General features: G+C 56.0%; 12 protein-coding genes. 7 read left to right on the top strand and 5 right to left on the bottom strand.

Annotated elements, in window-relative coordinates; genetic code table 11:
* Window positions 1–131 precede the first annotated feature (131 nt).
* The 3 genes from topA (at window position 132) to Mag101_RS07665 (ending at window position 3,886) form a co-directional block, all read left to right on the top strand.
* Window positions 132–2,888, top strand: a complete 2,757-nt coding sequence (topA, locus tag Mag101_RS07655; RefSeq protein WP_077403051.1) for a type I DNA topoisomerase — start codon at window positions 132–134, stop codon at window positions 2,886–2,888.
* Between the two features lie 43 nt (window positions 2,889–2,931).
* Window positions 2,932–3,483, top strand: a complete 552-nt coding sequence (locus Mag101_RS07660) for a DUF6586 family protein (protein WP_077403054.1) — start codon at window positions 2,932–2,934, stop codon at window positions 3,481–3,483.
* Between the two features lie 148 nt (window positions 3,484–3,631).
* Complete coding sequence (locus tag Mag101_RS07665; RefSeq protein WP_077403058.1) at window positions 3,632–3,886, top strand: hypothetical protein; 255 nt, start codon at window positions 3,632–3,634, stop codon at window positions 3,884–3,886.
* A gap of 107 nt (window positions 3,887–3,993) precedes the next feature.
* On the opposite strand, the gene lexA is transcribed toward Mag101_RS07665, so the two are convergent.
* Together lexA and Mag101_RS07675 are read right to left on the bottom strand one after the other, a co-directional pair.
* Complete coding sequence (lexA, locus tag Mag101_RS07670; RefSeq protein WP_077403061.1) at window positions 3,994–4,602, bottom strand: transcriptional repressor LexA; 609 nt, start codon at window positions 4,600–4,602, stop codon at window positions 3,994–3,996.
* 140 nt (window positions 4,603–4,742) lie between these two features.
* Window positions 4,743–5,075, bottom strand: coding sequence for a DUF6763 family protein (locus Mag101_RS07675; protein ID WP_077403064.1), 333 nt, complete (start codon window positions 5,073–5,075; stop codon window positions 4,743–4,745).
* A 299-nt stretch (window positions 5,076–5,374) separates the two neighbouring features.
* Here Mag101_RS07675 and Mag101_RS07680 point away from each other — a divergent pair, with 299 nt between their 5' ends.
* The 4 genes from Mag101_RS07680 to Mag101_RS07695 all read left to right on the top strand — a co-directional run bounded on the left by Mag101_RS07680 (window position 5,375) and on the right by Mag101_RS07695 (window position 8,848).
* The gene (locus tag Mag101_RS07680; RefSeq protein ID WP_077403067.1) at window positions 5,375–6,019 is read left to right on the top strand and encodes a TetR/AcrR family transcriptional regulator; all 645 of its coding nucleotides are present in this window, start codon (window positions 5,375–5,377) and stop codon (window positions 6,017–6,019) included.
* A gap of 83 nt (window positions 6,020–6,102) precedes the next feature.
* A complete protein-coding gene (gene nagZ / locus Mag101_RS07685) occupies window positions 6,103–7,116 on the top strand; it encodes a beta-N-acetylhexosaminidase (RefSeq protein WP_077403070.1) in 1,014 nt (337 codons plus the stop codon).
* 51 nt (window positions 7,117–7,167) lie between these two features.
* Window positions 7,168–8,298, top strand: a complete 1,131-nt coding sequence (locus Mag101_RS07690) for a mechanosensitive ion channel family protein (protein ID WP_077403073.1) — start codon at window positions 7,168–7,170, stop codon at window positions 8,296–8,298.
* Between the two features lie 334 nt (window positions 8,299–8,632).
* Window positions 8,633–8,848: a cold-shock protein gene (locus Mag101_RS07695; RefSeq protein ID WP_077403076.1), complete on the top strand. Its 216-nt coding sequence runs from the start codon at window positions 8,633–8,635 to the stop codon at window positions 8,846–8,848.
* Between the two features lie 237 nt (window positions 8,849–9,085).
* On the opposite strand, the gene Mag101_RS07700 is transcribed toward Mag101_RS07695, so the two are convergent.
* From Mag101_RS07700 to mfd, 3 genes are all read right to left on the bottom strand, one after another.
* Complete coding sequence (locus Mag101_RS07700; protein WP_077403078.1) at window positions 9,086–10,321, bottom strand: DUF819 domain-containing protein; 1,236 nt, start codon at window positions 10,319–10,321, stop codon at window positions 9,086–9,088.
* Between the two features lie 105 nt (window positions 10,322–10,426).
* A complete protein-coding gene (locus tag Mag101_RS07705; RefSeq protein WP_077403081.1) occupies window positions 10,427–11,395 on the bottom strand; it encodes a CsiV family protein in 969 nt (322 codons plus the stop codon).
* 145 nt (window positions 11,396–11,540) lie between these two features.
* Window positions 11,541–15,038: a transcription-repair coupling factor gene (gene mfd, locus Mag101_RS07710; protein ID WP_077403084.1), complete on the bottom strand. Its 3,498-nt coding sequence runs from the start codon at window positions 15,036–15,038 to the stop codon at window positions 11,541–11,543.
* Window positions 15,039–15,166 lie beyond the last annotated feature (128 nt).

The following is a 15,166-nucleotide window of genomic DNA, read 5'->3' on the forward strand; positions in this document are numbered from 1 at the left end:
AGTTCAACAATTTGCTTAACTCGCTTGACCAGAGGCGAGACCAAGCATATATATTCGCGCAACGCACTGTGCAAACAGCAGTGAGCACAGATTGCGCAAGCAGTAAATTTTTTATTTAAAATCAAAGGCTTATGGGTAAATCACTGGTCATCGTCGAGTCGCCGGCGAAGGCAAAAACGATCAACAAGTATCTCGGAAAAGACTTCGTAGTGAAGTCCAGTATTGGTCATATCCGGGATCTTCCTACGGGCGCTTCCGCCAAGAAGCCTGTCGACCCGAAAGAACGGGCGCGTCGGGCCGCGGAAACCCGCAAGTTATCGCCAGAAGCCAAAGAGGTTTATAAACGCAAGAAAACCCGTGAACAGCTGATCAAGCGCATGGGCATCAATCCGGACCACAACTGGGAGGCGCACTATGAAATCCTCCCGGGTAAAGAAAAAGTTGTTGATGAATTGCGCAAACTGGCGGCAAATGCTGACCACGTCTATCTCGCAACGGATTTGGATCGCGAAGGAGAGGCCATTGCCTGGCACTTGCGCGAGGCTATTGGTGGCGACGAGCAGCGTTACCGCCGTGTGGTGTTCAACGAAATTACCAAGTCCGCGATTCAGGAAGCGTTTGAAGATCCCGGCCCCCTGGATATTGATCGGGTAAACGCGCAGCAGGCGCGTCGATTCCTCGATCGTATCGTGGGCTATATGGTTTCACCGCTGTTGTGGGAAAAAGTCGCCCGAGGCCTCTCAGCGGGTCGTGTGCAGTCCGTGGCGGTCAAACTGGTCGTTGAGCGCGAGCGCGAGATCCGCGCGTTTATTCCGGAAGAGTACTGGACGCTGTTCGCCGACACCCAGACGGCGAAATCCGACGCTCTGCGCCTGGAAGTGAAAAAACAGGCCGGTCAGGCTTTCCGTCCTACCAATGAAGAGCAGGCCACTGCTGCGCTGAAAGCGCTGCAGGCCAGTGACTTCACGGTAAGCGCTCGGGACGACAAGCCCACCAGTTCCAAGCCCACCGCGCCGTATATCACGTCGACCTTGCAGCAGGCGGCGAGTAACCGTTTGAGCTTCAGTGTTAAGAAAACCATGATGATGGCCCAGCGTCTCTATGAGGCGGGTTACATCACCTATATGCGTACCGATTCCACCAATTTGAGTAAGGAAGCGGTCGCCTCTGTGCGTGAATTTATCGGTGAGAATTACGGCGAAAAATATTTGCCGGAAAACCCGAACAGCTACAGCAGCAAAGAAGGCGCGCAAGAAGCGCACGAAGCGATCCGTCCTTCGGATGTGCGGGTAAAACCCAACAACCTTTCCGGTATGGAGCGTGACGCAGAGCGCCTGTACACCCTGATCTGGCAACAGTTTGTTGCCTGCCAGATGACGCCTGCCAAGTTTACCTCCACTTCGGTGGTGGTTACCGCGGGCGACTTTGAGCTGCGTACACGCGGCCGCGTAATCCGCTTCGACGGTTTCCTGAAGGTCGCGCCGGCACAGAGCAAAAAAGACGAAGATTTGGTTCTGCCGGACATCAAAGTTGGCGAGAAGCTGAACCTGCAAAAGCTCGATCCGAAACAGCACTTCACCAAGCCGCCCGCGCGCTTCAGTGAAGCGGCACTCGTAAAAGAGCTGGAAAAACGCGGCATTGGTCGTCCGTCTACCTATGCATCGATTATTTCCACCATTCAGGATCGCGGTTACGTGCGGCTGGAAAACCGCCGTTTCTATGCGGAAAAAATGGGCGATATCGTTACCGACCGATTGAGCGAGAGCTTTACCGACTTGATGGATTACGGCTTTACCGCGAGTCTGGAAGAATCTCTCGATACCGTAGCGGAAGGAAAAAAGGGTTGGAAGGACCTGCTGAACGAATTCTATTCGGGATTCAGCAAGCGCCTGGAAACCGCGCAGGACAAAGAAGCTGGTATGCGTCGGAATAACCCGACGGATACCGATATCGAGTGCAGCAAGTGTGGCCGTCACATGCAGATTCGCACTGGTTCTACCGGGGTATTCCTCGGTTGCTCGGGTTATGCCTTGCCGCCGAAGGAGCGCTGCACCAATACCATGAACCTGGTATCGGGTGAGGAAGCGGTTGATGCGGAGAAGGATGAAGACGCAGAAACGCGTCAGCTGCGCGATAAGCGCCGCTGTCCCAAGTGCGGCACCGCCATGGATAGCTACCTGGTGGACGAACATCGCAAGCTGCATATTTGTGGTAACAACCCGGACTGTACTGGTTTCGAAGTAGAGCAGGGTACCTTCAAGATTAAGGGCTACGATGGCCCGGTCATTGAATGCGACAAGTGTGGCTCCGATATGCAGTTGAAGTCCGGCCGCTTTGGCAAGTACTTCGGTTGTACCAACGAGAATTGTAAGAACACGCGCAAGCTGCTCAAGAACGGTCAGCCGGCACCTCCCAAGATGGATCCGGTGCCTATGCCTGAGCTTGCCTGCGAGAAAGTGGAAGATACCTACATTTTGCGCGACGGCGCGTCTGGCCTGTTTTTGGCTGCCAGCCAATTCCCGAAAAACCGCGAAACCCGTGCTCCGCGGATCAAGGAATTACTGCCGCACAAAGATGAGATCGATCCAAAGTACAACTTCCTGTTCTCTGCCCCGGCGGAAGACAATGAAGGCCGCGATACAGTGGTGCGTTTCAGTCGCAAGACTCAGGAACAGTACGTACAGACCGAAGAAGAGGGCAAGGCGACTGGCTGGAAGGCGTTCTATCGCGACGGCAAATGGCAGGTAGAAGAACCGGCCAAAAAAGCACCAGCGAAGAAAAAGGCCGCCGCGAAGAAGGCGCCAGCCAAGAAGGCCGCCGCGAAGAAGACTGCGGCTAAAAAAGCACCTGCCAAGAAAGCGGCAGCAAAGAAAACGCCAGCGAAGTAAGTGGTAGGCCTAAAAAGGCCTCAACAGGAAGGGAACGGAAGTTTTGAGCAATCCCTACACCGGAACGGTGGCATCTACGCTGCGCAAGGCCCAGCTGTTGCTGGGCGAGTCCCAACAGGTTGCCAGCGGGCAGTCATTGCTGGACTCTGCACTTTTGGAGGCGGCTTTAACGCAGCTGTGGCGTGCTTACCGGGCATTCCTTGCGGAGCAGGGGCATCAGTTGCAGCTCGGTTTTGCCGCTGGTTCTGAGCCGGAAAGCGCGCAGGCGCTTGCGGCGCTGGTATCCCAGCGCGGCAAGTTCAGCGGTGATGTGACGGAGCTGGTGAACTTGTCAGAGGACCCGGAGAGTTGGCTGAGTGGGCTCTGCCGCGCATGGGCCGGGCACTGGCAATTGTCGACTTCCGCTCCTGCAGGATCGTCAGGGGCGTCGAACGCCACTGCCTCTGGTGTAGAAACCATGATCCCGGTGCGGCAGCTGGATAACCCCTCTGCAGGCCCTCAGGACGCCGCTATGACCGCAGACAACCTTCGCCATTGGTATCAGGCATTGGTGGAGCTGATTCAGCGTCAGCGAGCGCAGAGTCAAGAGTGGTAGCAACCGGGCTACTCGTGTCACGGTTCCGGTTCCCCGGGGCAATGCAGGCGTTAATTCACCAAAGAAATCTATTAGTGGATGCACGCTGATTAGTGGATGCCCCCTGTGGTACACTGGCTGCCAAATCACGCGGTTACCGGAGAAGTGAATGTCTACAGAGACTTACGAGATCATTGAGCTGTCCAATGGTGATGTGGCGCTACGACGCGCTGGTCACAAGGGTGAGCCTCTGGTGCGTATTCGTTTCTCCGACGAGAGTATGCATTTTTTGCGCGATCACAAGGTAGCGGTCGCCCGAGCCATGCTGGAGGCGGGGATCGAAGCGGTTCAGGATATCGGTGAAATGGAGCCAGAGCCTTTCGAGGAAGAAGTGGTTGATATCACTGAGCACACGATTCACTGATGGTGTGAAAAGAAGGTTTGAAAAGACTTTCAGGCATAAAAAAACAGGGCGTATGCCCTGTTTTTTTATGCCTGAAATAATTCGCCCAGCGATTGCGAGTAGCGCGATCAGATCGGATTTTGTCGAATCACTCCGACTGCCAACCCTTCGATGGCAAAGTTGCGGTCGCGCATGTCCACTTCAATCACGTTGAACTCTTCATTTTCTGGGTGCAATTGTACCGTGGCCTGGTTGCCACGACGCTTGAAGCGCTTCACCGTCACTTCATCTTCAATACGCGCTACAACAATCTGCCCATTGCGGATGTTGTCGGTGCGCTGCACTGCCAACAGGTCGCCGTCGAGAATACCGGCGTCTTTCATACTCATTCCGTGTACGCGCAGCAGATAGTCTGCAGGCGGATGGAAAAACTCCGCCGGGATCTCACAGTATTCTTCGATGTTTTCTTCCGCGAGAATCGGGTTGCCAGCGGCAACACGGCCGACAACGGGCAGGCCAGTGTGGTGGTCGGGAATGCGGATACCGCGGGAGGCACCGGCAACCATTTCGATCGCGCCTTTGCGGGCCAGGGCCTTGAGGTGTTCTTCTGCTGCGTTGGGAGAGCGAAAACCAAGTTCCTGAGCAATTTCGGCTCGGGTAGGGGGGTAACCGGTATCGTCCACATAGCTCTTGATCAGTTCCAGAACCTGAGCCTGGCGTGCGGTGAGATTTGTCATTGCGCCTTCCTTTGATCTGTATTTTTATACAGGTGCTGTGATTATATACAGATTTATGGCGCGCGCAAACTGTACCCAGGCAAGTTGAATCCCAAAGGGAAACTTGCCTGCGTCGTAAGATTGATTATTTGGAAGCTTTTTTAAATACCTTCGTCCGTGCCCGGAAAAGAGTCTCCCTCCAGTCGGTCAATGGCGCTCTGGGCGGGTGAAAAGATTGGGCTCTTGAAGCCGGCGTCTTCCTCGTCTCCCATTTCATCCGCAAAGGTGCCGTAACTGGCGTTTGCATCTTCCGGTGCGGCAGCGCCTATTACCGGTAGGGAAGGCCAATTCTGAAATTCGATTTCATCGATGCTGCCGTCGAGATATTGAATCTCGATGGTGCGTGACGGGTGGTCAACGGCAACGACCTCAAACAGGTCGCCTGTGTCGAAGTTTTCAAACCAGCTGCCAATTTCAGGGGCGATTCTCGCCATGACTTGGCCCTCCTGTGTCGGGGGTAGCCCGGGTTTTTATCTCGGGCCTTCCCACTCGTGGCGCTAGCTCTGGCGCGGTTTCTGCGGGGGTTCGGCAGATGCGACGAGTTGCGCGATTTTTTCAAATGTTCATGGCCAATCTAATGTCGCGGGCGTGCGCTTGGTAACTCGAACCAGCGCTGCTGGGGCGCGTGTTTAGATCGATTGTGCATGCGCGTATTCCATCATTGCCGGTATGTGCTAGTCTGGCGGTTAAAACAAACGTTTAAATTGTCGGTTTGAATTGTTGTGAGATTGGTATGAGTCAGTTGGATACTGTTCAGCGGATATTGGATGCTGCGGAAGTGCTGTTTGCCGAGCGCGGGTTTACCGAGACCTCTTTGCGCACCATCACCAGTACCGCAGGAGTCAATCTGGCGGCGGTGAATTATCATTTTGGTTCGAAAAAAGAACTGATTCAGGCCGTATTCGAGCGATTTCTTACACCTTTTACGACGTCTTTGGATGCAGAACTCGCCCGCCTGACTACAGATGAGGGTTCATTGCAGCTGGATGACCTGCTGCAGAGTCTATACCGGGTTGCTTTGGCCGGCTTGGCCAGTCAGGGGCGTGACCCCAAGCGGTTTATGCGCCTGCTAGGGCTGGCGTACACCCAGTCCCAGGGCCATTTGCGCCGCTTTATCGTTTCCCGCTACGGCGACTCTTACCGCCGTTTCGCGGGCTCGCTGGCCACCGCCTTGCCCCACGTAGATCCGGTGACCTTTTACTGGCGCCTCTATTTCATGCTCGGGGCCACGGTATTTTCCCTTTCGAGCTTTGACGCGATCGAAGCTATCCTGAGAGAGGATTTCGGCGCTGAAAGCAGCCTGGAAGAGACACTTGCCCGGCTGGCGCCGGCCGCAGTGGCCATGTTGACCGCGCCCGTACCGACCGAAGGTGAATAATTGGCCGGGAAACGGTGGCCCATTAATCGCTAGGGTTTGATCGTCTATTACGTGATCGAAGTTAAATTGTGGAGTGTATGCCGATGTCTGCTCAGATTGGCCCGGTAATGATCGATGTGGATGGCCTTACGCTTACCGAGGAGGATCGCGAGCTGCTGCGGCATCCACATGTTGGCGGGCTAATATTTTTTGCGCGCAATTATGAGAACCGCCCGCAACTGGAAAGCCTCATTGCAGAGATCCGTGCAGTGCGCCCTGAAATTCTGCTGGCAGTGGATCAGGAAGGGGGCAGGGTGCAGCGCTTCCGGGACTTCTTCACGCGTATTCCCTCAATGCAGGCGCTCAGTGCGCAAGCGAATACGCAGCAATTGCAGGATGTCGGCTGGCTGCTGGCGGCCGAACTGCTCGCGGTGGGCGTGGACTTCAGCTTCGCACCGGTGCTCGATGCGGACGACGATTTTTGTCGCATTGTCGGTGATCGCAGTTTCGCGCAGGATCCACTGACGCTGTGCCACAAGGCTCGACCGTTTATTGCCGGCATGCACGAAGCCGGAATGGCAACTACGGGCAAGCATTTTCCCGGCCATGGCCAGGTGCTGGAAGACAGCCACGAAGAACTGCCGGTTGATGAGCGCGATCTCGAGACTGTGCTTGCAGCGGACGGGGTGCCGTTTGCAGAATGTATTGCCGCTGGCGAATTGGAAGCCGTCATGCCGGCGCATATCCGCTTTGCCAAAGTCGATGAAAACTCCGTGGGCTTTTCACGCTACTGGCTGCAAGAGATTTTACGCAAGCGCCTCAAGTTTGATGGGGTCATCTTTAGTGATGATCTGACCATGGAGGGCGCCGGCGCAGCAGGTGGTTATCGGGAGCGAATTCACGCGGCACTTTCCGCGGGCTGCGATATGGGAATCGTCTGTAATAACCGTCAGGGTGCTATCGAGGTCCTGGATGCGCTGCAAGGCCACTCTATTGACCCTGCGTCGAGCGAACGCCTCTCCCGTATGCGAGGCCAGCCCAAGATAAACAGTTGGGATGCACTGGAAAAGAGCGACCGTTGGCAAAAAACACGCGAATGGCTGGCATCCTGGATGTAAATACGCACAATAATCCCCTAATTCATTCGTCTGCAGCTTATGGAGTAGTTTGTGGAGTCAGCTAAAGCGTTCTTGCGCTCCCTGGTCGGGGACGACCGCTTCTGGATTGCCGAAATCTTTTTCATCGTTCTGTTTACCGCGCTGGCCTCCTGGTTGGTGGGGCGCTTTATTCTTCAGCTCCAGGCGCGGGCAGAGCGCACGGTAAACCCGTGGGACGATGCGCTGGCAAACTCCATGAATCCACCGGCGTCGATTTTGATCTGGTTGTTGGGGTTGTCCTTTGCTGCTTCTCGCACCGCTGCCACCACGGGCTCAGAGCTCCTTACCTGGCTCGCGGATAAGCCCCGGGCAGTCGGATTTGTGGTGGTTATCACCTGGTTTGGTTTGCGCTTTGCCAAAGAAGTGGAGCGGAATCTGGCGGACCCACGCTATATGCGTAAGCCGATCGATGCCACCACGGTGCGCGCTATTGGCAAACTGGTGCGAGCTTCCATCATGATCACCGCTGCCCTGGTGATTATGCAGCGCCTTGGGTATAGCGTGAGTGGTGTGCTGGCGATGGGCGGTATTGGCGGCCTCGCAATTGGTTTTGCGGCGAAGGATCTCCTGGCAAATTTCTTTGGTGGGTTAATGATTTATCTGGATCGCCCGTTCAAAGTAGGGGACTGGGTGCGTTCGCCAGACCAGGAGATCGAGGGGACGGTAGAGGATATTGGTTGGCGTCTGACCAGAATTCGCACCTTCGATAAGCGTCCGTTGTATATCCCCAACGGTACCTTTACCCAGATATCGGTTGAAAACCCGTCGCGCATGTTGAATCGCCGCATTTATGAAACCATCGGCATTCGCTATGAAGACGCGCACCTGATGGAGACTGTGGTGGGTGAGGTGCGCCGCATGCTGGAGCAGCACCCGGAAATCGATACCAACCAAACGCTCATCGTCAACTTCAATTCGTTCGCGCCGTCTTCGCTGGATTTCTTTATTTACACTTTTACCAAGACCACCGAGTGGGTTCGTTACCATGAGATCAAACAGGATGTACTGCTGAAAATCCTCAAAATTATTGAGGCGCAGGGCGCGTCTTGTGCATTCCCCACATCCACTTTGCATATATCCGAGTTGCCTGAACTGGCGATTGCAGACCGCTCTGCTGGAGCACGCGGTCCGGTCGGTGCGTAAGCGGGACCGCTTAAATTGCGCAATAGTCAGCTTAGTGACGCGAGCTTAATTTCAAGTTGCCCCCCGGCTTGAGCACAAGATACCAAGGTATTTGGGACCTTTTGGGCTAATTTGGTGATTTATTGCGCATTGTTGGTGAGAAGTAACATTAATTTCACGTGCAAACCTAGACAGTGGCGCAGTTTTATCTAAGAATCGGTAAGGACCTGTTCGATACATTGAACAGGTGCTTCGAGAAAGTGTCCGCCCTCACGGAGGATAGGGCACCCAAATTGGGGTAGGCGAATCGCCCGCAACCTGGGTGAGCGCAATAACAATAAAAGAGGTTGGCTTAATGAGTGATCGCGTTACGGGTACTGTGAAGTGGTTTAATAACGCCCGGGGTTATGGTTTTATCACCAGCTCGGAAGGTTCCGAGGATATTTTTGTTCATTACCGCAGCATCCGCGGCGACGGCTACAAGACCTTGAATGAAGGTCAGGCGGTCGAGTTCGAGATGCAACAGGGCGACAAAGGCCTGTTGGCAGAAGACGTGGTTCTCTGCGAGTAATTCGCCAACCATCTGAAGGCGACTGCCGGAATTAATTCCGGTAGCGCAGAAAGAAAAAAGCCCGCAGGGTAGTGCTTGATAGGCATTTCCCTTTGGGCTTTTTTTGTGTCTCTAGATTTTTCAGTTTCTAGATTTTTAACTCTCCAGAGTGCGGGGCAGCTTACACTGCCTTCTCTCAATACGTATTAGCGCCTGGTTGGCGCCTCCCGGCGCCTGCGCAATTTCCTGAGCCTTCGTTTATCCGGCGCCTACGACGCGCAGCAATTGGCCGCAGAACCAGGCTGCGTAAGTGCCAAGGGCGTACCCCATCACCGCGAGCAAAACGCCAACCGGAGCGAGCGAGGGGTGGAAAGCCGCCGCGACCACCGGTGCAGAGGCCGCTCCGCCGACATTCGCCTGGCTACCGACGGCCATGAAGAAGAGCGGTGCCTTGATCAACTTGGCGACCAGGAGCAACAGGCCCGCGTGTACGGCCATCCAGATCAAGCCGAGCAGGAACAGCTCCGGGCTCTCGCTGAGTGCAGTAATGTCCATGTGGGTGCCGATAGTGGCAACCAGGAAGTAGATAAAGATCGTACCGATCTTGGAAGCGCCGGCACCTTCCAGTTTTTTCGCCGGTGAAAACGCCATGGCCACGCCAAGGGTTGTGGCGATGATGATCAGCCAGAAAAATTGACTGGTAAAACTGAAGCGCGCGAGCTCGGGTGCGTTAGCCTGGAACCAGGGTGCAAGGAAGTCGGCTCCCGCGTGTGCGATGGCGGTGATACCAAATCCTACTGCGGCAATAAGCATCAGGTCCTGCACGGTAGGGTTGCGGGCGTGTTTGCGTTGCATCGTTTCTACGCGCTCTCTGAGCGTATCGATGGCACTGGTATCCGCACCAGACTTTGCATCGATTTTTTTCGCATTGCCGGCCATGATCAGCAGTACCGCCATCCACAAGTTGGCGATGATCACATCCACCGCCACCATCGCGGAGAACACCTGCCCACCGACATCGAAGACTTCTTTCATTGCCGCCTGGTTCGCACCACCGCCAATCCAGCTGCCGGCAACGGTTGTCATGCCGCGCCAGATCGCATCCGGGCCGTTGCCATTCAGCAGGCTTGGATCAATCGCCGACATGATCAACAAGGCGAGGGGGCCACCGATAACAATACCGAGGGTGCCGGTGAGAAACAGAATCAGTGCCTTGGGGCCAAGGTTGATGATTCCCTTCAGGTCGACACTCAGGGTGAGTAACACCAGGCTTGCTGGCAGCAGGTAGCGCGACGCAACGTAATACAGATTCGAGTTGTGCGCATCGATAATATGAAAGGTGGTTAGCAGCGAAGGCAGGAAGTAACAAAGTAATAGCGCTGGAACAAAGCGGTAAAAGCGCTTCCAGAAACGCTGTTCACTCCCCGCGGTATAGAAAACAAAGCCAAGAATGGCGGCAAGTAGACCCAGAATAATGGCGTCATTGGTAATCATTGGAGATCGATCCGTTTTTATTATTCGATAAGTTTGTTTGCGCCAGATACGAAGACGGCCCCGTCGGGGGCCGTCTTCGCACATCGCGCCTCGCGTCGATTGCGATTATTCAGACTCAAGCAGGGGATCCTGCTCTTCATCCTCTGTCTGTTCCACGGTGCGCACTTCGATGAGCACGCCCAGTTTCGGGTGGTCAATATAGTGCAGCTCGCCGCTGCGCAGTCTGCGTTCTTCCTGCAGTACCGCGACTCTCTCTGCGATTTTTTCCACGGGCAATGCCGGGGTGCTTTCCTCTTCGCCAAATGCGGCAAAGTCGGCGCTGGTGCTGAACGCATTGTCACTGCTAAAAGAACTATTAGAGGAACTAGTAGAGGAGATGCTGGCGGGTTCAACCGCTGCGCCCAGGCCCAGCGGTTCGCTTTCCACATCTTCCGCTACCGGCAGCAGCGGTGCGCGCGGCTGTGTGGGTACGGCAATCCCTTGAGCTGTTGTTGTGGTGAGCTCTGCTTGCTGGGGCTCCAGGTTCCAGTCGGTGGGTTGGAGCTGCGGTTGCTGCGCCCATTCGCTGAACCAAAGGTCGGTACTCAGATGCAGGTAGCGCGAAACGCTAATAGTAACGCTGCCTTCCAGCTGGTGGTGCTCATCGCTCAGGGTACCGCCGTTGATCAGTACCGCAGGCGCATTGCGCTCAGTTTGAAGAACTTGTCGCCAGGTCTTGTGGAACAGCACGGTGTAGCGCGGATTGCGGTTAAGGCTCGCAACCTTGTTGCTTAGCTGATTGGCGGCCGGCTCCAGTGCTGGCATCAGCGGGTCGTTGGCGGAGGCTGAGTTGAAGTCCACCCAGTGCTTGTCATAAGCGAGTTCGGGTGTGGCCGGCCATGTCTCGCGGGAGGTCTGCATACCTTCCTCACGGGAGAATACGACCATTTCGATCTCAAATTGCGTGCCTGCGTATCCGGCCGCCTGGGCCTCCGCCACACAAAACGCGGCGCTGAGGGCAAGGAGGGCAGAGTTCGCCAGTCGCTGGAACGGCTTGTTGGGGCCTTGAGTGACCCGATTAAGAAAGCTGGTCATTATTTATACCGCGTTGGTCTAAGCTGCATTCTTTGGCGGATTGGGTGCCGGCCCGCCAGCCCGGCAATCCTGAACATTGCTTTTGGCTGGCGGATATTTCGGCCATCTTAGCACCCTTTGCGGCCCGGATCTGCGTCATCTGCCGCTATTGCGACAGCTGTTGCAGTACGTCGTTGACCTGTTGCAGGCGCTGCTCCGGGCCGCTTTCGTCGAGCGCGAAGTTCAGGTGGTTTGCGCCCTGCAGCTGGAAGGTGGTCGGGCGGCTCTGCACCAGTTTCACCAGTGTCAGTGGGTCCACCTTCGCGTTCTCGGCAAACTCAATGCGTCCGCGACTGGCAGAGGCTTCCAGTTTGCGGATACCCATCTGGTTGGCATTGAGTTTGATCTCGGTGATGCGGAACAGGTGCTTCAGCGGCTCAGGGAACAACCCGAACCTATCGATCATCTCTACCTGCAACTCTTTGAGGGCGTTTTTGTCTTCCGCATTGGCGATGCGTTTGTACATGATTAGGCGGCTGTGTACGTCCGGCAGGTAGTCCTCCGGAATCAATGCCGGTACCCGCAGGTTGACGTCGACCGCAGGGGACTCCAGTGGCTCGTCGATGTTCGGGGTGCGCCCCTCGCGAATGGCCTTGACCGCATGGTCCAGCATTTCCATATATAGGTTGAAGCCAACGCTCTGTATCTGCCCGCTTTGCTCTTCGCCCAGCAGTTCACCGGCACCGCGGATCTCCAGGTCGTGCGTGGCAAGGGTAAAGCCCGCTCCCAGGTCCTGGGCTTCGCTGATCGCCTCGAGTCGTTTGACCGCGTCGCCGGTCATTGCCCGTTTGTTCGGGGTCAACAGGTAGGCATAGGCCTGATGGTGGGAGCGGCCTACACGGCCACGCAGCTGATGCAGCTGCGCGAGGCCAAATTTGTCGGCGCGCTCGATCAGAATGGTGTTGGCGCTGGGAACGTCGATACCGGTCTCAATGATGGTGGTACACACCAGTACATTGAAGCGCTTGTGGTAGAAATCGCTCATCACCTGCTCGAGCTCGCGCTCGCGCATCTGGCCGTGGCCAATACCGATGCGGGCCTCAGGCACCATCTCCTGAATTTCCCGTGCGATGCGCTCAATACTCTTCACTTCGTTGTGCAGGAAATAGACCTGACCACCGCGCAGAATCTCGCGCAAAATCGCTTCTTTGATCAGCGCGTCGTCCCGCTCGCGGACAAAGGTTTTTACCGAGAGGCGGCGCGCCGGTGGTGTGGCAATTACGGATAGGTCGCGAATGCCCGCCATGGCCATATTCAATGTCCGTGGAATTGGGGTAGCGGTGAGGTTGAGGATATCTACTTCGGAGCGCAGGCTCTTGAGTTTTTCTTTCTGGCGGACTCCGAAGCGGTGTTCTTCATCGATGATCAGCAGCCCCAGGTTTTTAAACTTGAGGTCGCTTTGCAGTAGCTTGTGGGTGCCCACAAGGATATCGACTTTCCCTTCGGTGATACGCTGCTTGATCGCCTCCACTTCCTTGTTGCTGCGGAAGCGAGAAATCACCTCGATAGAAATAGGCCAGTCGGCGAAGCGGTCCTGCAGCGACTGAAAGTGCTGCTGCGCCAGCAGTGTGGTGGGCACCAGCATGGCAACCTGTTTTCCACCGTGTGCGGCAACGAAAGCTGCACGCATGGCCACTTCGGTTTTACCGAAGCCCACATCGCCGCACACCAGCCGGTCCATGGGCTTGTCGGACAGCATGTCTCCCACCACGGCTTCAATGGCGAGTTGCTGATCCGGGGTCTCCTCAAACGGGAAGCCGGCGGTGAATTCGCGATACGCGAGTCCCGGGTCGCCAAACGCATGCCCCACACGGGCCTCGCGCCGTGCATAGATGTCGAGTAGTTCTGCCGCTGCATCACGGACTTTTTCTGCGGCCTTGCGCTTGGCTTTTTGCCAGGTCTCACTGCCCAGTTTGTGCAGTGGCGCGAGTTCCTCGTCGGCACCGGAATAGCGGCTAATCAGGTGCAGGCTGGCCACCGGAACATACAGCTTGGCGCCATCACCATATTCTAGGGTAAGAAACTCTGCGGGCTGGCCATCGATATCGAGGCTCTGCAGGCCTTTATAGCGGCCGACCCCGTGATCGATATGCACAACCGGTGCGTTGATACGCAGCTCCGCCAGATTTTTTACCGCGTTGTCCGCTTCCTCTTTGGCCTTGCGGCGTCTGCGCTGCTGCAGTACCCGGTCACCAAACAATTGCGGTTCTGCGATCAGGTTGAGTTGCGGGTCCTCAAGAATCAGGCCCTGGTCGATAGGGGATACGGTGATTGCGATTTGATCTTCACCGTCGACAAAGTCCTGCCAGCAATTGAGCGTCTTCGGCTTCAGGCGAATCCCGCTGAGCAGTTCCAGCAATGCCTCGCGTCGGCCACCGCTTTCTGCACAAAACAGCACGCGGCCTTTGTACTCCATTAAATAGGCTTCGAGAGCTTTCAGTGGCTGCTCGGATTTGCCATCGACCGGCAGGTTTGGGGGGGTACCGGTCGCGAAGTTGTAATTGCCTTCCGCTTCCGGGAGGGATTCGTTGGAAAAGAAGGCGCGCGGCAGGTGCTTCAATGCCCCGTAAAACTCGTCCACGTTGAGCAATACTTTGCTCGGTTCCAGAATCGGCCGGGTCAGGTCGCCGCGGCGGCTCTCAAAGCGGTTTTCCGCTTCGCGCCAGAAGGACTCCACCGGCTGCTTGAGGTCGCCCTGGATAAACACCTGGCTGCGTTCTGGCAAGTAGTCGAACAGGCTTGCACACTCATCAAAGAACAGCGGTAGGTAGTATTCGATACCGGCGGGGGCAATGCCGGCACTGATGTCCTGGTAGATGGATACGGGGCCTGGATCGCAATCAAATTGCCCATGCCAGCGCTCAAGAAACTTCGCCAATGCCAGTTTGTGCATCGGGAATTCGCGCGCGGGGAGCAGGTGAATTTGCTCCACTTTGTCCACGGTGCGCTGGTCTTCCGGGTCGAAGGTGCGCAGGGATTCAATTTCGTCGTCAAACAGATCGATGCGGTAGGGCAGGTTGCTGCCCATTGGAAAGATGTCCATCAGCGAGCCGCGCACGGCGAATTCACCGTGTTCATATACGGTATCAACACAGTGGTATCCGGCTTGCTCGAGCAGTTTGCGTTGCGCGTTCAGGTCGAACTTCTGTCCTTCCTTCAATACCAGTGCGTTGCCTGCAACATAATCCTTCGGTGCCAACCGGTGCAGCAGCGTGCTCACCGGCACAATGACAATGCCGCTGCCCATCTGGGGTAACTGGTACAAGGTGGCCAGTCGATCTGAGATGATGTCCTGGTGAGGTGAGAAGGTGTCGTAGGGCAGAATTTCCCAGTCCGGGAACTGGAAAATCTCCAGTGCGCCATCCCTCCTCTGAAGGGTGTCGCCGTCTGCCCCATCTCGCCGCGGCTTGTTAAAAAATTTCAGCTGCACCTCAAGTTGGTGTGCTTCCTGGCTGTTGCGGGCGATCAGCAGGGTTGGCGCTGAGCTCGACTCAGCGGCCTTCAGGATGGCGAGGGCTGCGCTGGCGCCGTGTAGCTGCCCCCAGAATTGGCGGTCATTCTGGCTGCGAAATGCGGGCGGGGACAAAGGGGGGAGCTGACTCATCTTTCCTTATAATTCCGTGCTTTCTGACCGGTCTCGGCCTTGGAGGGCACGTATTGTAGCGGTGAACAGCCGAGGTTGCAGGTCGGTGTTTTTTGGGTGTGCGGTGGTGGCATTCAGGCGGGGCGGTT

It is taken from the genome of Microbulbifer agarilyticus, from assembly GCF_001999945.1.
GTDB classification, from domain to species: domain Bacteria; phylum Pseudomonadota; class Gammaproteobacteria; order Pseudomonadales; family Cellvibrionaceae; genus Microbulbifer; species Microbulbifer agarilyticus_A.

Coding starts and splice junctions, on each gene's coding strand:
- Mag101_RS07675 (WP_077403064.1), bottom strand. CDS start 5,075: ATGGCGAGAATCGCCCCTGAAATTGGCAGCTGGTTTGAAAACTTCGAC.
- Mag101_RS07695 (WP_077403076.1), top strand. CDS start 8,633: ATGAGTGATCGCGTTACGGGTACTGTGAAGTGGTTTAATAACGCCCGG.
- nagZ (WP_077403070.1), top strand. CDS start 6,103: ATGTCTGCTCAGATTGGCCCGGTAATGATCGATGTGGATGGCCTTACG.
- Mag101_RS07665 (WP_077403058.1), top strand. CDS start 3,632: ATGTCTACAGAGACTTACGAGATCATTGAGCTGTCCAATGGTGATGTG.
- mfd (WP_077403084.1), bottom strand. CDS start 15,038: ATGAGTCAGCTCCCCCCTTTGTCCCCGCCCGCATTTCGCAGCCAGAAT.
- Mag101_RS07700 (WP_077403078.1), bottom strand. CDS start 10,321: ATGATTACCAATGACGCCATTATTCTGGGTCTACTTGCCGCCATTCTT.
- lexA (WP_077403061.1), bottom strand. CDS start 4,602: ATGACAAATCTCACCGCACGCCAGGCTCAGGTTCTGGAACTGATCAAG.
- Mag101_RS07705 (WP_077403081.1), bottom strand. CDS start 11,395: ATGACCAGCTTTCTTAATCGGGTCACTCAAGGCCCCAACAAGCCGTTC.
- topA (WP_077403051.1), top strand. CDS start 132: ATGGGTAAATCACTGGTCATCGTCGAGTCGCCGGCGAAGGCAAAAACG.
- Mag101_RS07680 (WP_077403067.1), top strand. CDS start 5,375: ATGAGTCAGTTGGATACTGTTCAGCGGATATTGGATGCTGCGGAAGTG.